General features: G+C 38.0%; 27 protein-coding genes, 1 tRNA gene and 1 pseudogene. 18 read left to right on the forward strand and 11 right to left on the reverse strand.

Going from position 1 to position 26,016, the window contains the following annotated elements:
• The first annotated feature begins 858 nt into the window (after positions 1-858).
• The 10 genes and pseudogenes from G0Q07_RS11030 to yidC all read left to right on the forward strand — a co-directional run bounded on the left by G0Q07_RS11030 (position 859) and on the right by yidC (position 11,821).
• The gene (locus G0Q07_RS11030; protein ID WP_163346142.1) at positions 859-1,275 is read left to right on the forward strand and encodes a helix-turn-helix domain-containing protein; all 417 of its coding nucleotides are present in this window, start codon (positions 859-861) and stop codon (positions 1,273-1,275) included.
• Positions 1,276-2,035: 760 nt separating this feature from the next.
• The gene (locus G0Q07_RS11035; RefSeq protein ID WP_163346143.1) at positions 2,036-2,812 is read left to right on the forward strand and encodes a dihydroorotate dehydrogenase electron transfer subunit; all 777 of its coding nucleotides are present in this window, start codon (positions 2,036-2,038) and stop codon (positions 2,810-2,812) included.
• Positions 2,806-3,717 carry a dihydroorotate dehydrogenase gene (locus G0Q07_RS11040; protein WP_163346144.1) on the forward strand — a complete coding sequence of 304 codons (912 nt, stop codon included), beginning with the start codon at positions 2,806-2,808 and terminating at the stop codon, positions 3,715-3,717. Before G0Q07_RS11035 ends, G0Q07_RS11040 begins: the two co-directional genes overlap by 7 nt.
• Positions 3,718-3,933: 216 nt before the next feature.
• Entirely contained in the window at positions 3,934-5,235 is a 1,302-nt protein-coding gene (locus tag G0Q07_RS11045; protein ID WP_163346145.1) for a dihydrolipoamide acetyltransferase family protein, read from the forward strand.
• An 84-nt stretch (positions 5,236-5,319) separates the two neighbouring features.
• Entirely contained in the window at positions 5,320-6,537 is a 1,218-nt protein-coding gene (locus tag G0Q07_RS20775) for a thiamine pyrophosphate-dependent dehydrogenase E1 component subunit alpha (protein ID WP_246223039.1), read from the forward strand.
• Positions 6,426-6,779, forward strand: a pseudogene (locus tag G0Q07_RS20780) (2-oxoisovalerate dehydrogenase); the annotation flags it as partial. The gene G0Q07_RS20775 and the pseudogene G0Q07_RS20780, both read left to right, overlap by 112 nt.
• A gap of 36 nt (positions 6,780-6,815) precedes the next feature.
• A complete protein-coding gene (locus tag G0Q07_RS20785) occupies positions 6,816-7,292 on the forward strand; it encodes an alpha-ketoacid dehydrogenase subunit beta (RefSeq protein ID WP_246223040.1) in 477 nt (158 codons plus the stop codon).
• A 12-nt stretch (positions 7,293-7,304) separates the two neighbouring features.
• A complete protein-coding gene (locus tag G0Q07_RS11055; protein WP_163346146.1) occupies positions 7,305-7,811 on the forward strand; it encodes a flavodoxin in 507 nt (168 codons plus the stop codon).
• 450 nt (positions 7,812-8,261) lie between these two features.
• Positions 8,262-9,905: a CTP synthase gene (locus G0Q07_RS11060; RefSeq protein ID WP_163346147.1), complete on the forward strand. Its 1,644-nt coding sequence runs from the start codon at positions 8,262-8,264 to the stop codon at positions 9,903-9,905.
• Entirely contained in the window at positions 9,872-11,821 is a 1,950-nt protein-coding gene (yidC, locus tag G0Q07_RS11065) for a membrane protein insertase YidC (RefSeq protein WP_163346148.1), read from the forward strand. The genes G0Q07_RS11060 and yidC overlap by 34 nt, the downstream gene beginning before the upstream one ends.
• 93 nt (positions 11,822-11,914) lie before the next feature.
• On the opposite strand, the gene G0Q07_RS11070 is transcribed toward yidC, so the two are convergent.
• Positions 11,915-12,553 carry a porin family protein gene (locus G0Q07_RS11070; protein ID WP_163346149.1) on the reverse strand — a complete coding sequence of 213 codons (639 nt, stop codon included), beginning with the start codon at positions 12,551-12,553 and terminating at the stop codon, positions 11,915-11,917.
• Positions 12,554-12,633: 80 nt separating this feature from the next.
• Positions 12,634-13,203: a TetR/AcrR family transcriptional regulator gene (locus G0Q07_RS11075; protein WP_246222885.1), complete on the reverse strand. Its 570-nt coding sequence runs from the start codon at positions 13,201-13,203 to the stop codon at positions 12,634-12,636.
• A 188-nt stretch (positions 13,204-13,391) separates the two neighbouring features.
• Between G0Q07_RS11075 and G0Q07_RS11080 the strand changes: the two genes are divergently transcribed.
• Complete coding sequence (locus G0Q07_RS11080) at positions 13,392-14,033, forward strand: DUF2490 domain-containing protein (RefSeq protein ID WP_163346151.1); 642 nt, start codon at positions 13,392-13,394, stop codon at positions 14,031-14,033.
• Between the two features lie 73 nt (positions 14,034-14,106).
• Complete coding sequence (locus G0Q07_RS11085) at positions 14,107-14,523, forward strand: hypothetical protein (protein WP_163346152.1); 417 nt, start codon at positions 14,107-14,109, stop codon at positions 14,521-14,523.
• A 233-nt stretch (positions 14,524-14,756) separates the two neighbouring features.
• Here G0Q07_RS11085 and G0Q07_RS21295 read toward each other — a convergent pair whose 3' ends face one another.
• The gene (locus G0Q07_RS21295) at positions 14,757-15,002 is read right to left on the reverse strand and encodes a GIY-YIG nuclease family protein (protein ID WP_163346153.1); all 246 of its coding nucleotides are present in this window, start codon (positions 15,000-15,002) and stop codon (positions 14,757-14,759) included.
• A 14-nt stretch (positions 15,003-15,016) separates the two neighbouring features.
• Positions 15,017-15,091, reverse strand: a tRNA-Pro gene (locus G0Q07_RS11095).
• 177 nt (positions 15,092-15,268) lie between these two features.
• Here G0Q07_RS11095 and tsaA point away from each other — a divergent pair.
• A complete protein-coding gene (tsaA, locus tag G0Q07_RS11100) occupies positions 15,269-15,763 on the forward strand; it encodes a tRNA (N6-threonylcarbamoyladenosine(37)-N6)-methyltransferase TrmO (protein WP_163346154.1) in 495 nt (164 codons plus the stop codon).
• Between the two features lie 5 nt (positions 15,764-15,768).
• Here tsaA and G0Q07_RS11105 read toward each other — a convergent pair whose 3' ends face one another.
• The 6 genes from G0Q07_RS11105 to G0Q07_RS11130 all read right to left on the reverse strand — a co-directional run bounded on the left by G0Q07_RS11105 (position 15,769) and on the right by G0Q07_RS11130 (position 21,241).
• Entirely contained in the window at positions 15,769-18,102 is a 2,334-nt protein-coding gene (locus G0Q07_RS11105; RefSeq protein WP_163346155.1) for a penicillin-binding protein 1A, read from the reverse strand.
• Positions 18,103-18,241: 139 nt separating this feature from the next.
• The gene (locus G0Q07_RS11110; RefSeq protein WP_163346156.1) at positions 18,242-18,721 is read right to left on the reverse strand and encodes a DUF456 domain-containing protein; all 480 of its coding nucleotides are present in this window, start codon (positions 18,719-18,721) and stop codon (positions 18,242-18,244) included.
• Positions 18,722-18,799: 78 nt separating this feature from the next.
• A complete protein-coding gene (locus G0Q07_RS11115; protein WP_163346157.1) occupies positions 18,800-19,615 on the reverse strand; it encodes a CPBP family intramembrane glutamic endopeptidase in 816 nt (271 codons plus the stop codon).
• Positions 19,616-19,669: 54 nt separating this feature from the next.
• Positions 19,670-20,191: a GtrA family protein gene (locus tag G0Q07_RS11120; protein ID WP_163346158.1), complete on the reverse strand. Its 522-nt coding sequence runs from the start codon at positions 20,189-20,191 to the stop codon at positions 19,670-19,672.
• 104 nt (positions 20,192-20,295) lie between these two features.
• Entirely contained in the window at positions 20,296-20,775 is a 480-nt protein-coding gene (locus G0Q07_RS11125; protein ID WP_203532516.1) for a hypothetical protein, read from the reverse strand.
• A complete protein-coding gene (locus tag G0Q07_RS11130; RefSeq protein WP_163346159.1) occupies positions 20,714-21,241 on the reverse strand; it encodes a Crp/Fnr family transcriptional regulator in 528 nt (175 codons plus the stop codon). Before G0Q07_RS11130 ends, G0Q07_RS11125 begins: the two co-directional genes overlap by 62 nt.
• A 376-nt stretch (positions 21,242-21,617) precedes the next feature.
• Here G0Q07_RS11130 and G0Q07_RS11135 point away from each other — a divergent pair, with 376 nt between their 5' ends.
• From G0Q07_RS11135 to rimK, 5 genes are all read left to right on the forward strand, one after another.
• Positions 21,618-21,962, forward strand: a complete 345-nt coding sequence (locus tag G0Q07_RS11135; RefSeq protein ID WP_163346160.1) for a hypothetical protein — start codon at positions 21,618-21,620, stop codon at positions 21,960-21,962.
• 10 nt (positions 21,963-21,972) lie between these two features.
• Positions 21,973-22,323, forward strand: a complete 351-nt coding sequence (locus G0Q07_RS11140) for a thioredoxin family protein (RefSeq protein WP_163346161.1) — start codon at positions 21,973-21,975, stop codon at positions 22,321-22,323.
• 15 nt (positions 22,324-22,338) lie between these two features.
• Positions 22,339-22,758: an OsmC family protein gene (locus tag G0Q07_RS11145; protein ID WP_163346162.1), complete on the forward strand. Its 420-nt coding sequence runs from the start codon at positions 22,339-22,341 to the stop codon at positions 22,756-22,758.
• Positions 22,759-22,762: 4 nt separating this feature from the next.
• Positions 22,763-23,185: a thioredoxin gene (gene trxA / locus G0Q07_RS11150; RefSeq protein ID WP_203532517.1), complete on the forward strand. Its 423-nt coding sequence runs from the start codon at positions 22,763-22,765 to the stop codon at positions 23,183-23,185.
• Positions 23,186-23,652: 467 nt separating this feature from the next.
• A complete protein-coding gene (rimK, locus tag G0Q07_RS21410) occupies positions 23,653-25,026 on the forward strand; it encodes a 30S ribosomal protein S6--L-glutamate ligase (protein ID WP_163346163.1) in 1,374 nt (457 codons plus the stop codon).
• A 108-nt stretch (positions 25,027-25,134) separates the two neighbouring features.
• Here rimK and G0Q07_RS11160 read toward each other — a convergent pair whose 3' ends face one another.
• Positions 25,135-26,010 carry a glycine betaine ABC transporter substrate-binding protein gene (locus G0Q07_RS11160; RefSeq protein ID WP_203532518.1) on the reverse strand — a complete coding sequence of 292 codons (876 nt, stop codon included), beginning with the start codon at positions 26,008-26,010 and terminating at the stop codon, positions 25,135-25,137.
• Positions 26,011-26,016: the final 6 nt, after the last annotated feature.

Raw genomic sequence — 26,016 nt, forward strand, 5'->3', positions numbered from 1 at the left:
TCTATGTTGCTAAACTTCCGTTTTTAAGCTTTTGAGAATGGGCCAGATAAATAGTTGCGAGGAATTATGCACAAATATTTACAGCATTTTTAGCAAAAACATCAAAAACGAAAGGAAAGGGACAGCTTTTAAATATTAAGCTATAAAATATAAAAGAGTTTCAACTTTGCTTCAAGTATTCTTCCTGTAAAATATTTATAACAATAAGTTGAAAATTGTTTAACAGAGCCAGATGATGATGTTACAATATTAGTGTAGCCACTCCTGAATTTTACAATTCAAGAGTGGCGTTTGATATTAATGTAACCATTACTGTAGCATCTTGTCATTAACAAAGTATACATGTGTAATCTCCTTAGTCAGTCAATACTTCACAAATATAAACTACGAATATCTAAATCAGAATAAATAGTATCTCAAATAAAGACTATTTGTAAATATGTAATTTTATAAAATAATACTTGTTTAGATTTATAAAATATAATTACATAAAATGGGATGGTATTGCATCTCTTGTCTATGTATAAATATGCGCCGCATGAATTACAACTTATATGTCTGTATATCTGTTTTTTATATAATCTATATTAAGTGCATTACCATATATTTTTAAAATATAAGGTACTTTTCCAGATATTACAAGTATTAAATCTGAAATAGTGTTGTTTGTCAGCTTATTAATGAAATTATATAAAGTGATATAACGATGTAAATGTTAGAGTTTACCGACAACTTAAAATATGCAAATAGTATAAAGTTTGTTGCTATATCCAAAAATAATATTTACATTTGTTTTTGAAGCATACACGAAGTCTGTTGGACGCATGACAAATGTATCTTTAAAACACACCTTGAAAAATGAAAGATCGAATTAAGAATTTTATCGAAGCAAAAGGAATCTCAGCAGGTGAACTTGCCGCTGTTGTTGATGTGCAACGATCTAATATTTCACATATTCTGAATGGGAGGAACAAACCCGGAGCTTCGTTCATCGAGAAATTGTTACTTGAGTTCCCTGATTTAAACGCTCGCTGGCTACTTACCGGTGAGGGAGATATGTTTGGAGGACAAGCTTCAGTAAACAATAATCCGCAGCAACGACTGCCTATAACTGAAGAACCGATAAAAGAGCAGCCTATGGAAAAAAAATCAATAGAGAAAAACCTTGTTCAGGAAAAGAGTATTGAAAAGCCTGCAATGGCATCAAATAGCGAAATAGATAAAATGGTAATTATGTATCGCGATGGTACATTTAATATATACAAACAACGTTAACAAAAAACATTTAGAATGTATAAAAAGCCAGGTAAAAAGTATGATGATGTTCAATCACTTGTTTGACAAAGATATTTAATGAAGAACTGGGGGTATTTTAAAGAACTAAATAGTAGAAATTTAACAATAAACAGAATAAAAACATTTGTATAATACATGTTGTAGAGAATTGTAATCGTTTTACACAAGGTATTTGACCTCCAAATGGTGGTTAAACCAGAGTAACAAAGAGGGCTGTATTTATACGGCCCTCTTTTGTATATATAGGATTACAGAACTAACTGTAGAAAATAATCAGATAATAAAACATATGTAAACACCAATGGTTAAAGTGTTTACAAAATAAATAATAAAATATTTACAAAATATATCACAAAAGTTTGCATATGTAAATTAATAGTTTCATATTTGTAACAACAATACAACAATAAGACAGGATGATTAAAACAATATAGATTCAATTTACAAACCCAATTTAAGTTGATAAATCCAGAAGTCGCTTGGCCACTAGAAATAGTGGCCATTTCTGGTATATAGAAGTATTGTTTGCACATAACATGTAATTATGAAAAAGTACAGAATAGTTTTGGAAATGTAAATATTAGCGTGTACATTTGTATACATATAAACAAAGACCCTTATTTTTTACCTAATTTAAATATTACATAGAAGGCCGTTATTCAACGGTCTTTTTCTTTTAGGCACATAGAATAAACTCAAAAACAATAATTATTCTATTTTTGTGGCAAAATCAGAATACATGCCAAAAAAGTTTGTTAAAGAATTCAAGGTAATTGAAAATAGTGCGTTAAATGCTACAAACTTTCTTATCAGAGTTCAATCGGATACCAAGCTGCCGGAGATAAAACCGGGTCAATTTGTAAATGTAGAAATACGGGACGCGGAAGAGATCTTTCTTCGCCGGCCTTTTTCAGTATTTGAAGTTGATTCTGAGCAGAATGTAATCTCTATGATCGTTAAAATATTGGGGAGAGGATCTCGTAAATTAACGGAGATTAAAGAGGGAAGTACGCTTAGTTTGGTTTATCCTTTGGGAAAAACTTTTACATATCCTGCTGCTGACGATAAGATTCTACTGATTGGTGGAGGGAGCGGTGTTGCACCAATGCTGTTTTTAGCAAAAGAATCCGGATTACCGGTTGAGAACGTTGATATTTTGTTGGGGGCGCGATCAAAAGAGGATCATATAAATGTAGATGTATATAAAAAATATGCCAGTTTACATTATGCATCCGAAGATGGTTCGCTTGGTGAAAAGGGATTTGTAACACAGCATTCGGTATTTACCAATAACTTAAATTCATACAGTAAAATATATGCCTGTGGGCCGGATGGCATGATGCGTGCCATTGCAAAAGAGGCAAAAGCTGCAAATGTATCTTGCGAAGTATCGCTCGAGAACCTTATGGCCTGTGGATTTGGTGTATGTTTGTGTTGTATAGAACCTACAAATAAAGGAAACCTGTGTGTGTGTACTGAGGGGCCGGTGTTTAACATTAATGATTTGAAATGGTAGATTTAAAAGTAAAATTACACGATATAGAATTTAAAAATCCGGTAACACTGGCATCGGGCACCTGTGGTTTCGCGCGCGAAACAGCTGAGTTTTTCGAACCCGGGCTGCTTGGAGGCTATTTTCTGAAAGGAACAACGCTTAAAAACCGCGATGGAAATAATTACCCGCGAATGGCGGAAACCCCATCAGGAATGTTAAATGCTGTTGGTTTACAAAATAAAGGCATTGATTACTTTATTGAAAACATTTATCCTGATATTGTTGATTACGATTCACAATTGATTATAAATGTAAACGGTTCGACTGTTGAAGATTATATTGCTTTAACAGAGAAAGTTAACGAACTGGATAAAGTAAATGCCATCGAACTGAATATATCGTGCCCTAATGTGAAGGAAGGCGGAATGGCTTTTGGCGTTAGTTGTCCGGGAGCAGAAATGGTTACCCGCGAAGTACGAAAAGTATACGACAAGACGCTTATTGTAAAGTTGTCGCCAAATGTTACCGACATTACAGAAATTGCCCGGGCTGTAGAAGGACAGGGGGCTGATGCTGTGTCGTTGGTAAATACCTTTTTGGGAATGGCCATAGATGCCGAAAAAAGAGAACCACTTTTATCTACTATAACCGGCGGATTATCCGGACCGGCAATAAAACCGATTGCATTACGCATGGTTTGGCAGGTTGCCAACGCCGTTAAAATTCCTGTTGTTGGAATTGGCGGCATAATGACTGCTGCCGATGCCATTGAGTTTATGCTGGCAGGAGCTTCAGTTGTCCAGGTTGGTACAGCAATATTTAAAGATCCGATGATTCCCGTGAAGATTGTAGAAGGTATCGAAGATTATCTGAAACGCCATAACATGCAGTCTGTCAAAGAATTAATTGGGAGTTTACAAGTGTAATACACATTTATTTCTATATACTTCTGTACATAACTTTTGTCATTCGATAAAATCGATCTGAGATAAATACTATTTAGTACGATTTTTCCTGATTTTTCTAGTTAAAATACTTTTAATTCTATTTTTGCACAAATTTAAAATTGCAATCTGAACATTTCAATTTTTGTTCTGTTGTACTAAGTGCAAATAGCAAAACATAGATTAAAAGTATTTATTATGGCAAGTTTTAATATCGTAATGCCTAAACTGGGCGAAAGTATCCAGGAAGGCACCATTACTAAATGGTTCGTAAAAGAGGGAGATACTATTGAAGAGGACGATATGCTCTTCGAAGTAGCTACCGACAAGGTAGATTCAGAGATCCCGTCGCCTGTAGATGGCGTAATCACTAAAATTAATTATGAGGAAGATAGCCTGGTTGCAGTAGGCGAGGTATTGGCAGTTGTAAGTCTTGATGGTGAGGTTGATGAACCCGAAGCAGAGGAGACTGAAAGCAAAGAAGAAGCTGCCAAAGCCGACGAAGCACCTGCAAAAGCAGAAACAGCCGATACTTCGGTTGATGACAGCAGAAAGCTTTCAAACCGTTTCTATTCTCCGTTGGTAAAAACCATTGCCAAGGAAGAGAATGTTTCGTTTGATGAGTTGGAAAGCATTGAAGGATCGGGCGTTGGTGGCCGTGTTCAAAAGAAAGATATTCTGGCATACCTGGAAAACAGAGGTAGTTCTGGTGCTAAAAAGGAGAGTAAACCAGCTTCGCCAGCAGCTCCGGCGGTTGAGAAGAAAGCTGCACCTCTGGTCTCAGTTGGAGCGGGCGATACCGTTGTTGAAATGGATCGAATAAGAAAACTGATTGCTGACCACATGGTGATGTCGAAACAGGTTTCACCACACGTAACTTCAGTTGTAGAGGCCGATGTTACCGAGCTTGTTTTATGGAGAAATAAAAACAAAGAAGCTTTTCAGAAAAGACATGGCGATAAAATTACGTTTATGCCAATATTTACTGAGGCAGTTGCTGCTGCTTTGGCCGAATTCCCAATGGTTAATTCATCGGTTGATGGCGATAAAATCATCCTGAAAAAAGATGTAAACGTTGGAATTGCTGTGGCCAAGCCCGATGGAAACTTAATCGTTCCCGTTATTAGAAATGCTGAACAGCGCAACCTGGTTGGTTTAACAAAAGAACTGAACCGATTGGCTGATGCAGCGCGTAATAATAAACTCGATCCGGCCGACATTCAGGGGGGAACATTTACCATTACCAATTTCGGATCGTTTGGAAATATAATCGGAACACCAATTATCAACCAACCACAAGTTGCAATTCTGGCAACCGGAATTATTGAGAAGAAACCAGCTGTTTTGGAGACACCAAGCGGCGATGTAATTGCAATCCGTCACAAAATGTACCTGTCGTTATCATACGATCACCGTATTGTTGATGGTGCACTGGGAGGAGCTTTCCTGCGTCGCATTGCTGATCATCTGGAACAATTTGATATAAACCGCGCAATATAATTTATTATGAAGGATTTAAAAGTACCGAAGCAATATACAATTAAGAAAACTCCGAAGGAGACATTGGAGAATTGGTACCGGTTAATGAAAATTGGCCGTGCACTCGACGAAAAAGCACCCAATTATCTGAAACAGGCCATTGGCTGGTCGTACCATGCCCCTTATGCCGGTCATGATGGAATTCAACTGGCTATCGGACAGAATTTTGAGCAAAAGAAAGACCATTTATATATGTATTATCGCGATATGCTGACTGCTCTTGCGGGTGGAATGACATCAGAAGAGATAATATTAAACGGTATTTCGAAGGCAACCGACCCATCAAGTGGTGGTCGTCACATGTCGAATCACTTGGCAAAACCCGAGTGGAATATGCACAGCGTTTCGTCGGCAACAGGAAACCATGCCCTACATGCCGTAGGTACGGGCCGCGCTATTAAATATTACGAAGAAAAAGCGGTTTCTATTAGCAGCCAGGGAGAATCGTCGGTAAGTGAAGGTTATGTTTACGAAGCTATTACCGGAGCTGATAAAGAAGAATTACCTGTAATTTTTGTTATTCAGGATAATGGATATGGTATTTCGGTACCTAAAAAAGACCAAACGGCACAGCGAAAAGTAGCCAATAACTTCACCGGATTTAAAAACCTGCGAATTATTCACTGTAATGGTAAAGATGTTTTCGATTCAATGAACGCCATGGCAGAAGCCAAACGCTATGCCATTGAAGAAAGCAAACCCGTAATGTTGCAGGCCAATTGTGTGCGAATGGGATCGCATTCAAATTCTGATGATCATTTGCTTTATCGTTCAGATTCAGAACGGAATTATGTAGTTGATTACGATCCGCTTGCAAAGTTCAGAAGATTATTAGTGCGTTACGAGCGTTTCACTGAAGAAGAATTGGAAACTATTGATGCTGAAGTAAAAGCTGAAATTAAGGCATCTCACAAAGCAGCAATGGCTGCTCCCGATCCCGATCCGGAATCAATTTTTGATCATGTATTTTCTGATCCGTATGTTTCAGAGAAATACCCGGAAGGATTGCATAAAGAAGAAGGGAAGAAAACAAAATTTATTACAGCACTTAATGAGACTTTAAAAGCAGAATTTCGTCATAACCCGGATACGTTTATCTGGGGCAGGATATGGCCAACAAAGACAAGGGCGGTATTTTTAATGTATCGAAAGGTATGCAGGCAGAGTTTGGCGACAAACGGGTTTTTAATGCCCCAATTGCCGAAGATTTTATTTTGGGAACAGCAAACGGAATGTCGCGCTACCACGAGCGAATTCGCGTAGTAGTTGAAGGAGCAGAGTTTGCCGATTATTTCTGGCCGGCCATGGAACAGTACGTTGATACCAGTCATGATTTATGGCGATCGAACGGTAAATTTTCACCAAACATAACTATTCGCCTGGCGTCAGGTGGTTACATTGGTGGTGGAATGTATCACTCGCAAAACATTGAAGGTTCGTTGGCAGCCATTCCCGGAGTGCGTATTGTTTATCCGTCGTTTGCTGACGATGCTGCCGGATTGTTGCGTACATCTTTACGTTCGGAAGGTTTAACCATGTTTATGGAGCCTAAAACACTTTACCAGGATCCAAAAGCAGCAACTGCTGTTCCTGACGATTTTGAAGTACCGTTTGGAAAAGCACGAGTTCGCAGAGAAGGTAGTGATCTTACCATTATTACCTATGGAAACACAACGCATTTAAGTCTTGATGCTGCCAATAAACTGGCAGAAGAAGGTGTGGCAAATATTGAAGTTATCGATCTGCGTTCACTGGTTCCGTTGGATGAAGAAACCATTCTGAATTCAATAAAGAAAACCAATAAAGTTTTGGTTGTGCATGAAGACAAAGTATTTGGTGGCTTTGGTGGCGAGTTAAGCGCGATCATCAACGAAAAAGCATTTGAATACCTTGATGCGCCTATTAAACGTATAGGTTCGCCATTTACGCCGGTTGGGTTCAATCGTATTCTTGAAAAGGCGATTTTGCCAAATACAGAGCGTATTCATGCAGCCGCAAAAGAATTAATTGAATACTAAAAAATCGAAAAAATGAGTAAAACCGCAATTATATACAGTTACAATACTCAGAAATCGAAAAAAGTGGCAGAGAAAGTTATTGCTGCTTTTGGAGAGAAAGAGATTGAGGCAGTTAATGCTGAAGAGCTTAATAAAGAGGTGTTGGATAAGTATAACAATTTTATTCTCAGCGCACCAACCTGGTTCGATGGAGAATTGCCGAATTACTGGGATGAATTTGTTCCTGATCTGGAAGAAATGGACCTCTCAAAGAAGAAGTTTGCCATTTTCGGATTAGGCGATCAAAAAGGATACGCCGAGAATTTCTGCGATGCAATAGGCTTATTAGCCGAAATACTTGAAGAGTGTGGAGCTACAATAGTAGGGCATACTTCAACAGAAGGTTATACCTACGAATCGTCGCGGGCACAACGAGGAGATAGTTTTGTTGGTTTGGCAATTGACCAGGAAAATCAGGCCCGCCAAACTAAGAAACGTGTTGAAAGCTGGGTAGAACAACTCAAAAAAGAGTTTAAATAAATAAGATTAATAGTTAAGATTAGAGAAAAACTCTTGCTATAAGGTTTTTCTATTTGCATGAAGGCTGTCGGTATTAATCGGCAGCCTTTTTTATGTGGTACATATATGTATTCTGCGTAACATCAATGCTGTCAGGCCATTAAAATGCAATAATAGATTAATGGGTGCTCTTGGTTACATATGTATATGAAATGAGGTTTACAAATGTTAATACATCTGTAATAAATTACTAGCTTTAGTACCGTTGGATATTTTTTGATATTTTTAGACATCAACCAGGTAGAACTAAAATAAGTTACAGAAATCGATTTGATTATTGTTAAGCAGAAATGCGTTTTTAAAAGCGCATGTTATTAACTATTTACTATATCGGTTAAATTGCAGGTTCATTAGTTTCCGGTTCGTATTAATTAATTAATTTTGTGGCTTCGAATTAAAAATAAATTTACCGTGCCTGAAACTAGATACATATTTGTTACCGGTGGAGTTACTTCGTCGTTGGGAAAAGGTATTTTAGCCTCGTCGCTAGCCAAGCTGCTACAATCTCGTGGTTACAATGTTACCATTCAAAAACTGGATCCGTATATTAATGTCGATCCCGGAACGCTGAACCCATATGAACACGGCGAGTGCTTTGTTACCGAAGACGGAGCCGAAACCGACCTCGATCTGGGACATTACGAGCGTTTTCTGAATACTGCAACATCGCAGGCAAACAACGTAACAACCGGAAGAATATACCAGTCGGTTATTGATAAAGAACGCCGTGGGGATTACCTTGGAAAAACTGTTCAAATTATTCCGCATATTACCGACGAAATTAAACGAAGAATTAAAATTCTCGGTTCAAAAGGTAAATACGATATTGTTATCACCGAGATTGGCGGTACAGTAGGCGATATTGAATCGTTACCTTATATTGAAGCTGTTCGTCAGTTAAAATGGGAATTGGGAAACCGGGCGATGGTTATTCACTTAACGCTTGTTCCTTACCTGTCGGCAACGGGCGAATTAAAAACAAAACCAACACAGCACTCGGTTAAAATGTTACTTGAAACAGGTGTTCAACCCGATATTTTGGTGCTGCGTACTGAGCACGATATTGAATTGTCGGTTCGCAAAAAGGTGGCACTGTTCTGCAATGTTGGGTTAGAGTCTGTAATTCAGTCGATTAATGTGCCAACAATTTACGATGTTCCGTTAAAAATGTTGGAAGAAAAGCTTGATATCACGGTGCTGAAAAAGCTTGATTTAACCATTAATGAAGAAATTGATCTTTCGGCCTGGAATAATTTCCTTGCACGCCATAAAAATCCAACGCAGACTGTTGAAATTGGTTTGGTTGGAAAATATGTCGAATTACACGACGCTTACAAATCAATTGCTGAATCGCTGGTTCATGCAGGAGCTGAGAACCGGTGTAAGGTTAAAATAAACTGGATCCACTCAGAAGAGCTGAAAGATGATACTATACATGAGCAATTGAAAGGATTGAACGGAATAATTGTTGCTCCCGGATTCGGTCATCGTGGCATGAAAGGCAAAGTTCTTGCTGCAAAATATGCCCGCGAAAATAACATTACCTTCCTTGGAATTTGCCTGGGAATGCAGGTAGCAGTAATTGAATATGCTCGTAATGTGATGAACCTGGAAAATGCAGATTCGTCGGAAATGAACCCAAAAACACCACATCCGGTTATCGACCTGATGGAACAACAAAAAGGGATTACCAATTACGGTGGAACAATGCGTTTGGGAGCCTACGAGTGTCGCATAATTGATGAGAATTCGAAGGTAAGTCAGGCTTACAACAAATTAACCGTTCACGAAAGACACCGTCATCGTTACGAATTTAACGAAATGTATCGTCAACAATATATTGATGCAGGAATGGTACCAACCGGAATTAATCCGGATACTGACCTGGTTGAAATCGTTGAAATACCTGAACACAAATGGTTCGTGGGTGTTCAATTTCATCCTGAATACAGAAGTACAGTATTAAATCCCATCCGCTGTTTATTGATTTTATTAAGAACTCATTACCTGAATAGAAGAAAATGGATAAGAAGTCGATTATTGGAATCGTTTTGATCTTTGTGATCCTGGTTGTTTTTTCACTGGTTAACCAGCCATCGAAAGAAGAAGTTGAAGCAGCAAAGCAACGACGCGATTCCATAGCACAAGTTGAAGCTAAACAAGCACTTGAACTGCAGAAAATGCAGGAACAGCAAGAATTGCAAAACACGGCCATTAAAGCCGATACTGCCGTTCAGAACCAAATGATGCAGGAAAAAGCCGAGGAACTTGGAGTTTTTGGTGCCGCCGCTGTTGGTACTGAAGAGTTTACAACCATGGAAAATAACCAGGTAAAAATTACCTTTTCAAATAAAGGAGGTCGGATTTACTCGGTTGAGTTGAAGGATTACCAAAAATTCGATTCGTTGCCATTGATTCTTTTTGATGGTGATGAAACGCTGTTTGGTCTGAATTTCTTTGCACAGAACAGAAGTATTACCACTGATAATTTGTTCTTTGAAAAGGTGGGTGGAGCCAGAGATATTGTCATTAACGGGCCGAAAGTACCCACGGGTGATGAAGGAAAACAAAAGTTTAATGCCGAAAATCCGGGAGGAAAAGAATCGGTAACTTTTCGTTTAGAAGTAGCACCGGGGGATTTCATAGAGTACGTTTATACCCTGTCTTACAACTCGTTTATGGTTGATTTTGATGTGAATATGAAGGGCATGGACAGCTATATTTCTCGAAATCAGTCGTACCTTAACTTTAGTTGGGCTTTTGATGTGCCACGTCAGGAACACTATTCGCGATTTGGTGAAGACCGCTATACTTACATGACTTATAAGTTTTTTGAAGACGAGGTAGATAACCTGAATAAAAACAAATCGGACGAAGAGGATCTTTCAACAAGCGTTAAATGGATCGGTTTTAAGCAGTTGTTTTTTAATTCAACCATAATTGGCGACCAAGCATTTCCAAATGCTCAAGTACAGCAAGAAAAGTACGATTACGAAAACAATCAAAATTTTCTTGGAAGATTCAGGGCTGATATTGCTGTTCCTTTTAACGGAACCCAGAACGAAGAAATTGGCATGCAGTTTTATTTTGGACCTAACCACTATCAAACCTTAAAGCAGTATGACCTTGATATGGAGCGCCAAATTGATTTGGGGTATGCCATTGTTCGTCCGGTTAACAAATACGTTATTATTCCGATATTTAACTGGTTGCGCCGTTTTATCGATAATTTTGGTATTATCATCTTGCTTCTAACTTTGATGATTAAAGTAGCATTGTTTCCCTTTACCTACAAATCATACATGTCGCAGGCAAAAATGCGTGCTCTAAAACCTGAAGTGGATGAGATTAATGCCAAATTTGAGGGAAAGGACAAAGCCATGGAAAAGCAACAGGCAACAATGGCACTTTATCGAAAAGCCGGCGTTAACCCAATGGGAGGTTGTTTACCAATGGTATTACAGATGCCAATTTTGTTTGCCATGTTCTTCTTTTTCCCTACATCAATTGAGCTAAGGGGTGAAAGTTTTTTGTGGGCAAATGACTTATCGACCTATGATTCTATTGTTAGCTGGGATTTTACCATTCCGCTGATTGGAAACTTTATGGGCAACCATCTTAGTTTATTTACGATTTTAATGACAATTACAACCATCATTTCTACGAAGTTAAGCCAATCGGCTACTACAAGCCAGGGAATGCCTGGAATGAAAACAATGATGTATATGATGCCGGTAATGTTCTTTTTCCTGCTAAATAGTTACCCGGCAGGATTGAGTTATTATTATTTCCTTGCTAACCTTATTACTATTGGTCAGACCTACCTGATTCGCTCGTTTGTTGACGATGATAAGATTAGGGCACAACTGCAAGCCAATAAAAAGAAACCGGCTAAAAAGCAGTCCAGTTTCCAGAAGCGTTTGGAAGATATGGCGAAACAACGCGGAGTTCAAACTCCAAAGAAAAGATAACAAACGATTGGTATATAGAAAAGCCGGCTAAGAAATCTATTAGCCGGCTTTTTTTATGTCAATTCGATATATATAGCTCTCCTTTTCTATCGGTTAAAACAGTAATCCCAGGCTTATTGAGGCCATTTTATTGTGTAAATCAGGTTCTGATTTATACACTTCAACAAAACCCATATTGTAGTTTAAACCTACTTGTAGTGCTTTCTGATTAAATACCGGAAATTCCATTCCCAACTCCAGCCCTAAACCAGCATCAAAATCTTTGGTGTCGTTGTTCATATCGAATTCAATATCATCCAGCTTTCCTTTGGCATCAAGCATGTAGCTCAGGTACGGACCAACAGCAAAGTACAATCGTTGTCCCTTTTTAAACCCGGCTTTTTCTCCCGCCGAAAATTCAGCTTTTACAGGCAGTGTTAAATATTGAAGTTTATTGGATACGTCAATATTCTCTTCAGTAAAACTTCGTCCTTTTTGTTGATATTCCAATCCACTTTTCAGAGCAAAACCTTCGGTAATTTGATACTTTCCAATAAAACCTATCGATGGGCTAAAACGTACATCGCAATTATTGGCAAGTTCCAGTAAGTCAGACTGACAGGCAACACCTGTACCAAATTTAACGCCATAACTCATTTGGGCTTTTGATACAAATGATATACCCACTGTTAATACTCCAACCAGGAATAGAGCAAAGAGTTTTTTTCTTGAATAATTAATTTTCTGTTTCATCTTAATTCTGTTTTCAATTTATATTATTTTGTATAATTAGAACAATATTATAAAATGTTCGAAATGTGAGATAAATTTTTTTACATACATATTCCGTAAAAGAAGATATCAATTACGTTATTGATCTTATTGACCGATTCTTCAATGGTTTTAGATTGGGTTAATAAGGGAATCTCAAACCCGATCATGCAGGTAAGAATTGCTTCACCCGTAAAGTTCGCGTCAACAGGTTTGAATTCCTTTCTATCGATACCTTCATTAATAATTCCGGCAATCATATCTATTTCAAAATCGCTGTAATTATTCCGGATTTTTTCAATAAATGAAAACGTTGCCAGGAAATTGTCGTTTAACGCAGTTGCCAGGTTCCCTCTTTCTACAAATCGTTTCATTCGCACGTTTACATAGCTCCTGAGCTTATCAACGGAAGTATGTGAAGCATTTATTGCAGTGTTTATCTCTGCTACCAACTGCTCTGCTTCATGTGCAACAACTGCCTCAAAAACCTCCTCTTTATTTTTGAAGTAATAATAAAGCGAACTTTTACCTTTACCGGCAGCATAGGCAATGTCGTCCATGGTTGTCTTTTTAAACCCATAACGTTCAAAAATAATACCTGCTGCTACAATTATTTGTTGTTTTGAATTCATGCTCATACTATCTTGTCTTATTCGACGAATTTGTTCCAAATGTACAAGTAATTTTCTTTTTATATAAGTTATATTAGCTGATATGAGAATATTTAATCGCGAAATGCCATTTTTCACTGGCGAACTGAACCTAAATTTATTTTCGTGAAACCAAGAGCATTAATATATTGTTTTATATTTTTGAAACTATGTTAAAATGGTATTTATTATTATTGCTTTTTGTAAGCATTAACAGTTATGCACAAGAGCGCCAGTTTGTTCTTTGGAACCAAAATAGGGTTGCAATAGAACCCTGGGAAAAAATAAATATAGAAGTTTCTGAAAAAGTCCACTATTCCCCTAAATGTTCAACACTTGACGTAAAATACGGTGATATTTTTATTGGGCACCAGGTTTTAAATTGGATGCAATATGGCGCAGGTTTTCGTATAAGCTATACTAATCTGCAAGTTGGCGATTGGTTACAGGAAAATCGTACCATGTTTTTTGTGAATTTAGGCAAGGAGCATAACAAATTTGAGTTTGATTTTTATAACCGTTTCGAATACCGGATTTACAAAGTACTTAACAACTACTTCAGGTACAGGCAGTCGTTTCGCATGAAATTTCCGGCACTTACCAATTGGGGAATGCAATTTTATTTACAGGAAGAATCGTTTTTAAAACTAAATGGCGAAGGAACACATTTGGCTCGTCTTTATTCGGGATTGACAGTTTTTGAAATGAAGCATGTTGAAATTAAGATATACTATGCCTTACAAAAACAAGAAGTGCTGAATAATTGGTTAACGGCTGATATTCTTGGATTAAATTTAAGTTTTGAGATTTAAATTCCGACTCCGTATAATTAAACTAAATGCCTGATATGCGGTCTAATATGTTGACATTTAAAATTTTAAACAGATGAAGAAATTAGCATTTTTATTGATGGTTGTTTTGTTAGGAACAACAATTGCAATGGCCCAAAACAGGGGAGGACAACGTCAGTTTAACCCGGAGGAAATGGCAAAAAGGCAAACTGAGCGGTATAAAACCGAACTAAAAATGAATGACACTCAGACTGAGAAAATGGAACAGGTTCTGCTTGCATCCTACAAAAAAATGTCAACGATGCGTGAGGAAATGCGAGAAGATGTGGACCGCACTAAAATGCGGGAACAAATGACAGAATGGAGAGCAGAGCAGGAGAAAGAGATTAAGAAAATCCTGACTGATGAACAGTTTGTAAAGTATGAGAAATTGATGGAAGAAAGAAGGTCGAGAAGGGGGGAGGACCTGGTGGCAGATAATAGTTTTAAACGAATTATAAGTAGAGGATGAGCATTTTGGCTGATCCTCTTTTTTTTGTGTCCCTTGCGGCAATTCATAGTTAGATAAATTTAGAGGTCACCGGATCGGACCCATAACCAATGGTTTTTTATGGTGTTTTTTGACCTTATAAAAAAACTGTAAATTATTTGATTTACAGGCTTTTAGTGTTTTTTAGATTTTAAATCTGTCGGGATGACAGGATTTGAACCTGCGACTCCTTCGTCCCGAATCCCGCCTTATTGTCACCCACTAATCAATCTCTTAAATGCATTGCCACCTTTGTATGATTTTATCTTTTTTTCTCTCTTCAAAGCTAGTTGTCTAGTCGCGAATTCTTCTGTATAAATTATGCGAAAAGGAATTCTTGACTTTGTGGAACGTTGTTTGCCGGAATTATGGTAACAAATTCTTTTATCAACGTCGGTAGTATAACCGATATAATACTTCCCATCTTTTAAACTTTGTAATATATAGACGTAGTGTTTCATTAGGAGTAGACTTGTCGGGGTGAGAGGATTCGAACCTCCGGCCTCGTCGTCCCGAACGACGCGCGCTAACCTGGCTGCGCTACACCCCGTATTGATTTATGAAGAGAACGTTATGGCGGGACTACCGGACTGCGCTACATCCCGAAAATCGAAGTGCTAATTTAAGTAAAAATTATAAAAATATTTTAGCCAACGGAAAAGAAAAAATTAGTAACAATTACGTCGGTTTTATTTATTATTTTGATCATCAGTTCAAAAAATAAATTATGATAGAATTAGAAAACGTGGAAATGAATATTATTGGTACAATTTCCACACCACATAAAACCATTGAAAACATTCCAATCCAGTCGGTTGGAGCAGAAGAATTTATTGGAGTAATTGAAATTCAACCGCAATTAACAGCTGCTTTAGAAAATCTTGACGGCTTTTCAAATTTAATATTGCTTTACCATCTTCATTTGGCAGACGGTTATAAATTAAAAGTAAAGCCATTTATGGACGACAAAGAGCATGGAGTTTTTGCTACCCGTTCGCCCAAACGCCCTTCGCCAATAGGCCTGTCAACCGTTGAGTTGATAAAAATAGAAGGAAACAAAATCTGGATTAAAGGTGCTGATATGATTGACGGAACTCCGCTGATTGACATCAAACCATTTTTCCGTCAGGTAGATAACCGACCTAATGCGATAAGTGGCTGGCTCGACACAAAAGACGATGATCTGGCAAGCAAATATCGTTCTGATAACCGGTTTGCCTAAGCTTATTACTTGTCTTTTTTACGAAAAATACTTTTGATTTTTTTCCAAAGCTGACCTTTCTCGTTGTCGTCAGCTTTTGCTTCGGGGCGGTCTTTCAAGTCTTCCGATTCTTTTTTCCCGAAAATGCTTGCAAAGTTAAAACCATGTTTTTCAATATCCAATACTTCTTTGTATTCAGGTGTATTTAACATGGCCAGTAATTCCGGTTCAGGATCAGGGAAAGTACTGTACTTCAGGTGCTCAAATTTCTTGTCGCGATACGTTTTGTAAAAGAACTTCCCAACAATTGGCATTGCCATATACGCCCCTTGTCCGTAGGTTGTTGTTCTGAAATGCACGCGCGGATCGTCGGCACCTACCCAACATCCGGTTACCAATTCTGGTGTGAGGCCGATAAACCACCCATCCGAATTGTTTTGTGTCGTTCCTGTTTTTCCGGCAAATTCACCTGGTATTTTATAAATAGTACGAATACCCCGGCCGGTGCCACCATCAACAACCGCCTCCATCATATTAATTACGGCTCGGCAATTTTCGGGCGAAACTACTGGTTCGTAGGGTAAATTATAATCGAAAGTTTCAAGGATGTTTCCATTTTTATCTGCAATCTGCAAAAGGTAATTGGCTTTTACCGGTTTTCCATCGTTTACAATGCCGGCAAACGCTTCTACCATTTCTTTTAAAGATACTGAGGCTACTCCAAGAGCCAGTGAAGGATAATCAGGCAGATCGGCAGAAATCCCCAAATCTTTAGCAATATCAATGGTTTCATCAATGCCTGCTTCCAATAGCACATCAACCGAAACGGTATTCAAGGATTTTGCAAGCGCCCCTTTCATGGAATAATATCCACCATATTCATTGTGCGAATTCCGAGGCGCCCAATCTTTATATTCTTCGTAAACTTTGTGTTGATTGATAAAATAAGTATCAGGCGAAATCTCTTCTTCCAATGCTGCCAGATAAACAAAAGGCTTAAATGTGGATCCGGTTTGTCGTGGTGCAGTAACATGGTCGTATTTAAAAAAACGGTAATCAATTCCGCCAACCCACGCTTTTAGGTGTGAAGAGTGAGGATCAATGGCAATAAACCCGGCATTTAAAAGCTTTAAATAATGTTTTAACGAATCGAGGCGCGAAACCTCTACATTTTCAACTCCATCCCAGGTAAATAACGACGCATGTGTTTTTGCTGAATATTTTTTAAGTTCTTCAGAATAGCTAACACCGCTGGTATTGTTGTTTTGAATTGCACTTTTTAACACTTCCGGTTTCTCTCTGAAAATATCTCTCGATTTCCAATGGTTATCAAATACTTTTTGCAGGTTTTTCATGTACTCTCTAACCGACTGCTGTGCATAGCGCTGCAAATTATAATCAATGCTTGTGGTAATCTTCAACCCATCGGTGTATAGATTGTACGGTTCACCGTCTTCATTAATATTGTCCTCGCACCATTCCAATAATTCCGGTTTTAAACGTTCCAGAAAATACGGAGCCGGCCCCTGGTTATATGAAATTAAGCGGTAGTGCGTATCCAGTGGTTTTTCCTTGTATTTGGCAGCATCGGAAGTGTTCAGGTAATTATATTTTACCATTTGGTCGATCACTACATTTCTGCGCCCAATCGCACGATCGGGGTGTGTACGCGGGTTGTAGTAGTTATTGGCTTTTAACATTCCTACTAAAACTGCCGCCTGATGCACATCCAGACTTTTTGGCGATCTCGAAAAGAAACGTTCGGCTGCAACTTCAATTCCAAAAGTATTTTCAGCAAAAGGAACCGTATTCAGGTATAAAGCCAGAATTTCCTGTTTGTTGTAAATACGCTCTAAACGATAAGCGATAATTGCTTCGCGTAGCTTATTTACCGGCATCGACATTGGCCCGTAATCAACCCTCGGGAATAGGTTTTTTGCAATTTGCTGACTAATGGTACTTCCGCCGCCAGCAGCATCGTTACGCAATAAAATTGATTTTACCAGCACTCTTGCCAGTGCTACTTCATCAATTCCGCGATGTTCGTAAAAGCGGGCATCTTCCGTAGCAATGAGCGCGTTTATAACGTTTGGTGAAATTTCATCGAAAGTGGCATAACTCCGATTTTCTACATAATAACGACCAAGTATTTTTCCGTCGACAGAATATACTTCTGAGGCCAGTGGATTGTTGATCAAATGTAACTGTGATTTTGACGGAACCGGCCCCATAACGCCCAGGAAAACCAAGATAAAGAAAAGACATCCCAGTAAAAACAATACCACGCCGGCTTTAAAAATAAAACTCAGCAGTGCATGTTTATTACCTGATTTATTTGATTTGCTCTTTTTTCTGTTCACCGGCTTCCTGATCCGGGAACTTGTATTTGTTTTCTTTTTTGCCACGCGACAAAGGTATTATTTAAAACAATGCCTATGTTAATCAAACTGAAATGAAATAAAAATATTATAAACGGCGGATTGTTTATTTTACAAACGATTAAACGATTATTTCTTTTACAAAATACCAGGTCATCATTCCTGATGTAATAAGTTTTAACAGTGTTCCAGCCAGAAAGCCCATAAACGATCCAAATCCTGATTTTAAGGCATCTCCCGATTCTTTTCCGGCGGTAAGTTCACCGATTACAGCTCCAAGAAAAGGGCCAATGATTATTCCAAACGGAGGGAAGAAAAACAAACCTATAACCAAACCAATAATACTGCCCCAGATGCCACGATTACTACCACCAAATCTTTTAGTTCCCCAAGCCGGTATCACGTAATCGAGTGCATAAACTACAGTCGTTAGTATTGCCCAAATAATTAGAAATTTTGATGAAAACTGATAGCGTTCAGTAAAATGAAGTAACAAGAGACCTACGTAACTTAACGGAGGCCCCGGAATTATAGGTAAAACACAGCCTAAAATTCCGCTGATGATGAAAATTGATCCTAAAACGATTAATAGAATATCCATGTACGTAAAATTAATTACATGCGTAAAAATAGTGTTTACCAATAATAAGATTGAATATTTTCGGTGAATGGCCGGTTATCATCGGCGTTTAACAAACCACGGAATACTTGTAACGTAAATAAGCACCACCGATAGAGCCATTACAAGTGCACTAAGTAGTAAAAGATTGTTTCGTTCTAAAAGATAAATAGAATGTTCGCGAATTTGTTGCCAATAAGTGACTGTTAGCAGCACCAACGCGTTGTTGATAGAGTGCCCAACAATGGCCACTAAAATATTATTGGTTCGCAACATGAGCCAGCCAAGCAGTAGCCCCAGTAGAAAGGTAGCCGGCATTTGCCATGGATTTAAGTGAAATAGAGAAAACAATAATGCAGACATAAAAACGGCAACAAAACCATTGTAATTCTTTCTGAATCCATTAAATATTAATCCTCTGAATATCAACTCTTCAATAATGGGGGCAACAATTGCCACTTTCAGAAAAGCACCCATAAAACCATAATCGCCTTCAAAAATACGATCAAATAGTTCCCAAAACCAGGGAGGAGCAGGGATCATCTTTTCTACCCAAATATTAACCGTTTGGAGGACGTTATGCGCGCCCCATAGAAAACTTACAACCGGTATAAATACCAGTGGATTAAAAAGTTTTAATGGGAAGATCTCCAGAATCGGCGCTTTTGCTTTTCTAATTCCGTAAACAAGTATAAACACCACTGATCCAACGCCAAGCGCAATTTTTTTGATCGGATTATATAAGTACTCCGTACCTTTGTAATAATCGATTACAGCCAGCGGAAAATCAACAAGGGTTTGAATAAAAATATAAAGAATAACAAGGTGAATGCCTTGCAAAATGGTCGGATAATATTTAATGCGGTACTCTTCCATACGTCTAATAAATATAGTACAATCCGGAAAATTAATGTCAACCTGACTGATTTTTTACGAATGATTTTGGGCGGCAGGCAATTTTTTGCCGGTTTTAAATGTAAAATAGCGCTGTGCCATGTAGCTGTAAATAATTACCAGCATGGTGGTTATAAATTTCGACAACGTGGCGTAGAGCCCACAATACTCTACAAAGAATTTCAGAAAAATATAGTTAAGCAGAATCGATCCGCCAACGGTAAGCAAATACCTGAACAGTTGAATGCGGCCTTTTAATTCCGAGGAAGTAAACGTTACATATTTCGCCAAAAAGAAACCGGTTGTGAAGGTGATTGGAAAAACAATAAGAAAAGCGGCAATGTGCGGACTTATTGCAATAAATCCTAAATCAACGATCTGCATTTTTATTACAAAACGGTAGAAAATGAAATACAAACTGATGTCGAGTAGTGTGTTTGCTCCACCGGTGGCGGCATAGCGAAAAATTTCGCGTGGAAGAAACTGCAGGAATGGAAAATAAAACCAATCAACAAAGTTGATGATCATATTTCCTATTTTTTCCAGAATATTCCGCATGCTCTTTTTTCAGATTTGAGCTGCAAAGAAACAAAAATAGTTGAATACTGGCTAATCACAGTAACGGTAGCACAATAATTGACAGTAATGTCGAACTCCGGTTATTACAAGCCTGGTCTTTGTCGAAGCTGTTTTTTATTTGATTGTTGTTTTTTCTTCTCCAATCGTTTTAATTTCGACGACTTTGTAGGTTTTGTTTTTATTCGTCGCTTGACTGGGGTTAAAGCCTTTTCTATCAGACCGACAAGCTTAGCCATGGCTTTTTGCTTGTTCTTCAACTGACTGCGTTCGCTGCTTTCAAAAAGCACAATAATACCCTCAGAATTTATACGGTTTTTTAATTTGTCGGCAATCTTTTGTTTTTGTACTTCAGTAAAAATAATGGAGTTGGCCACATCAAAACGAAGCTCAATTTTGTGTTTACTTTGTTTACGTTTTGTCCGCCGGGGCCACCACTTCGGCTGGCCGTAAAAGTACAGGCAGTAATCAGTTCTTCTTTTGTTTGTTCCGGAAGACGCATTTTTAGCCGTTTTTACTAATGTTATGAAGTTGAGCAGCATCGTTAATATGAATGTTTCTGCCATTCAGAATAATTATCTGTTCTTTTTCAAACTCTTTCAGTAGTTTAATGGCACTTTCGGCCGATATGGAAGCAAAGTCAGCAATGTCCTGCCGCATTAGAAGCTCGAAAATATTTTTCTTCACAAATTCTTCCTGACTCAGATAAAGTAGGGCAGAAGCCAGTTTTCCGCGCATTTGTTTATAAGAAATGTTCTTTATTAATTCAAATAAATGCCTTTCGTTTCTGTAATTCTGTGAGGTAATTTTTAAAGCAAAATCAGGATTGTCAAGCAGTATTTGTTTCAGACTCTCTTTTTCGATCATACAAATTTGTGTATTGCTAATGGCCTGTGCCGAATACGTATGAACAGGTTCGCCGAATACCGACGAAAAAGCTAGGAATTCGCCTTCGGAAGCGATGCTGATATTCATATTTTTATCAACTCCCGTTTGCAGGTACACTTTTACCAAGCCTTCAACAACATACATTACATAAGGCGCAAATGCGCCCTGCTTAAATATCGTTTCGCCTTAAGGTACTGAACGCGGGTTTTGTACACATTCAGGTTGTCTAAATTTGCTATGTTGTCTTTAAAATCCAATACAGTCTCTGATATTTTTCCAAATTTAAGTAAGAAATACAATTAATCAAGTTAAAACTATCAAACGACAGGAAAGAAACTGTCAAATTTCAGCTGGCACACCGACATACTTCAGTACCGATTTTTCGGCTCGTATAGTTCCACAATCTATCTTTGCAGAGATGATTTTTATAATGATATTGAGTAAGTAACAATTGGCAAGAGGGGAAATAAAACAGAATTGCACTACTATTTAGGCACTCTGTTTTTAATCAAATAAAAAAATGAAAAAAGTAGCCATACCTATAGCGAACGAAATAATTAGTGAATATCTGTGTGGATGTTCGCAATTTGTTTTTTATGATATGGAAACTAAAGGTATAACTGCTACAGAAAATAATGTTAACGACTTTTCAAATGAAAATGAAGTGAGGTTATGGATTAAAAATAATGGAATAACCGACATTATTCTTCACCGAATAAAGAAGGAATTAATCGAATTATTTACCTCGGAAAAAATTAATCTCTTTGTTGGTGTGCCCTTGGTTTCGGCAGAGGAAATCATAGAGGTCTACCGTTGTGGAAAACTAGAATCGGATAAAAGTATTATTGCAGAAATAACAAATTAAATAACTGGATATGAAACTTTTAAGAACAGGACTACCTGAAATAGAATCGGCAGCAGAATTAGAAAAAGTGCTGGCAGAAAACGAGAATGTAATGGTTTGTTGTGGCCGCATGGGACCAATGTGTTTCCCTGTTTACAATGTTATGGAGCGTCTGGAAAAAGAGCGTAAAGATGTAAAATTTATGGTTATGGCTTTTGATAATCCCGAGGCTGCACCAATACGTAATGCACCGGAATGCAGTGGTTTTATGGGACTACCGTTTACCATGTATTATAAAAACGGAAAGGTGGCAAAAGCAACCACAAGCGTTCAAACCCGGGAGCAAATTACTGAAATACTGGACGAACAATTTGATAACTAAAAATAAAATTGAGTTATGGCAAAACACGAAATAAAAGTTAGTTGGAAAGATAAATTGGCTTTTGAAGCCGAGGTTGACGGACATAAAATAATGCTCGACGCTACCGAAGCAGTAGGTGGCGAGAACAAGGGACCACGACCGAAACCGCTTATGCTCGCAGCGCTTGCCGGATGCACCGGAATAGATGTGGTATCTATTTTGAAGAAGATGCGTGTTGAAATGGAAGATTTTAATGTTGTTGTTGAAGGTGATTTAACTGACGAGCACCCAAAACAGTATTATAAAATGAATGTTATTTATGAATTTAAAGGTAAAGATCTTCCTTTGGAGAAACTAAAAAAAGCAGTTAGTTTGTCGGAAGAAAGATATTGTGGAGTAAGTGCGCTATACCGAAAAGCTATCGAGCTTACTTCTGAAATAAAAATTATAGATTAAAACTATGTCGACTACATTAATTGTAATTCTTGTTGCCGTTGTTGCTCTTATCGGGTTGATTGCGGTAAACTATTTCCGAATGAAAAATGCCAAACCCGTGGCCAATAGCAAACGAATTAAAGTATTGAACAACAAAAACTTTAAAGCTGCAACAAAACGTGGAGTAGTACTGCTCGATTTTTGGGCGCTGTGGTGTGGACCGTGTAAAATTATTGCGCCTACATTAAACGAAATTGCCGATAGCCAAACTGATTTTATGGTGGCAAAAGTTAATGTAGATCATAACCAGCAACTGGCACAAAAATTCAAGGTAAGAAATATTCCAACCATGCTAATTTTAAAAGACGGAAAAGAAGCCGGACGTATTGTTGGAGTTAAAACAAAACGTACCATTCTGAAAGAGGTTGATGCTGTAATGGCGGGATAATCAGAAAAATAAAAAACCACATATAACGAAAGTCACTTACCGGTTTATTGGTAGGTGACTTTCACTTTTTTAGCTTCTTACTCATTCATTGTTCAGAAAAGCTGATTATTAATCGGCATTTACGCAATTAAAATCCAACCTTTTAATACCTGTAATTAAGGGTACTATATACAGCCACCTGGTTCAGTTAAGTTATTTTTGAATTATAATATTGAACACAAAACAAATCACAGATAAAGTCGCTTTCACGACGAATTTACAAGCCTGAAATTTTTTCAGGCTTTTTTTATGGCTGTAAATCTGTTGCAACTACGTTTCCTTAAAACGTATCTGCTGACTCATAAAATATTTTTGCGAGTTATTTTTTTGTTTTGCCACATGAAAAAAATCTATATTGCAGCGCTTAATAAGACATTAAAATCCGAAATTAAGTGCACGAAAAATTTTATTATTAGTAGTTTCAAAAAATGGATACAAATAAAATAATTATAGGTAGTGAAGAGTGGTGCGGCTTGCCGCAATTAAATATTCCGGGTATTAAAGCCCGAATCGATTCCGGAGCAAAAACTTCGGCTTTGCATGCAGTTAATATCAATCAGTTTAAAAAGAACGATCAACCGTGGATTAGTTTTGATGTGCACCCGCTGCAAAAAGATGGAAAAACAACCATTCACTGCGAAGCACCTCTGCTTGATAAGCGCAAGGTAAAAAGCTCGAGTGGCAGCAGCGAAGTTCGCTTTGTTATAAAAACGGTGCTGGCAATCGCAGGTGAAGCCTGGGATATGGAAGTTACGCTTACCAATCGCGATTCGATGGGTTACCGAATGTTATTGGGAAGACAAGCCATGTCAGGGAAAATACTGGTTGATCCCGAAGAATCATTCCATTTGGGAGATCTTTCAAAGGAGCGTATTGCATCTTATTATTTTACAAATATTACACGCCCAACAGGATTGAAAATTGGTCTTCTGGCCAGTAATCCCGATCTGTATAGTAATATCAGGATTATGGAAGCAGGACAGGAACACGGTCACGAAATGGAGTTTCTGAATCTGAAAGACTGTTACATAAAACTGGACGGTAAAAATCCGGAAATGCACTATCGTGGCGGCCGGGTTTTAAATCAATTCGATGCCATTATTCCGCGTATCAGGCCAAGTGCTACATTTTACGGATGTGCGCTTACAAGGCATTTTGAGGCCATGGGCGTTTATACACTAAACACTGCATCGGCAATTACACAATCGCGCGATAAATTGTACTCCTTACAACTATTAATCAACAATGGGTTGCCTATTCCTACAACCGGATTTGCCAATTCTCCGCTCGATACCAACGAACTGATTCAAATGGTTGGCGGTGCCCCGTTAATTGTAAAATTACTGGAGGGGACACAAGGAAAAGGAGTTGTTCTGGCTGAAACAAAAAAAGCTGCTGAGAGTTTAATAAACGCCTTTAAAAGCCTTCGTGCAAATATTTTGGTGCAAGAGTTTGTAAAAGAAGCCGACGGTAAAGATATCCGGTGTTTTGTGGTGAATGGGAAAGTGGTGGCCAGCATTATGCGTACTGCTGCTCCGGGCGAATTCAGAGCTAATATTCATATGGGAGGAACTGCATCGATTACTAAAATAAAAGCAGAAGAACGTCGCATTGCCTTACTTGCTACAAAAACGTTAAACCTTAAAGTTGCCGGAGTAGATATCATTCGTGGAAAAAACGGACCGCTGTTACTGGAAGTAAATTCATCTCCCGGCTTAGAAGGGGTAGAAGGTGCATCTAATAAAGATATTGCCGGCAAAATGATAGAAGCCGTTGAGAAAGATTTAAAATTCCAGAAATAATAACCTGACTTATTTTAATGTCGAATTCAGGTTAAGTGCAAAAGCAAAAATGGCAGGAAAGGAAAACCCAACCTGCCATTTCGTATAATTTTGCAATTTTACAGCTATTTAGTTGAACCAGCCGTCAAGCATTGCTTTGTTAGCATCGTAGAATTGTTGAGCGCCTGCTTCTTCACCAACTTCTGAGATTCTCTCCATCAGATCGTAAAGTTGATCTTCTTCAAGGTTGAAGCTTTTAAAGAAAGTGCCTGCTTTGGGCATATCTTCAACAAAACCTCTGCGTGAGATTATTGTACAAGCATCTTCCGGATAAATACCTTTTGGATCTTCCAGGTATTTTAAATCATTTTTAGCCCATTTAAAATGTGGCTTCCATCCTGTAATAACAATCCATTCTTCATCTTTAATGGCTTTTTCAAGGCTGGCAACCATTGCCGGACCACTTGATGTTATTTGCTCGAAATTCAGGTCGTATTTATCAATAGCTTCTAATGTGTTGGCATGAATACCGGCACCACTTCCAATTCCAATAATTTCTCCATCGAATTTATCTTCGTTTGCATTTAGCTCTTCGATAGAATTTATTGTTACGTACGAAGGAACCACTAAACCTGTAGTACCATCACTAAACGATTCGCCAAGTTTTACCAGTTTATCACCATAGTCGGCCCAATAATCTTTGTGCGTATTTGGCAACCACGCATCCATACATACATCACCTTTTGAATCATCCTTCGACAGTTCGCCGTATATCAATCCCGGCTCAAGGTTCGTTAATTCAACCTCAAAACCATTGTTTTCAAGTGCAATTTTTGCCAAGTGAGTAAAGGCAATACCTTCGGCCCAGTTTGGATATAAAATGTTTACTTCTTTTTTCTCTACTTCAGCAGATTTATTTTTCGATCCGCTGTTTGAACATGATGTAATTGCAAACAATAATGTTGCAGCTACAAACAGAGTTCCTAATTTTTTTACGTTCATCATACTATA

This window comes from Draconibacterium halophilum, from assembly GCF_010448835.1.
Classification (GTDB): Bacteria; Bacteroidota; Bacteroidia; order Bacteroidales; family Prolixibacteraceae; genus Draconibacterium; species Draconibacterium halophilum.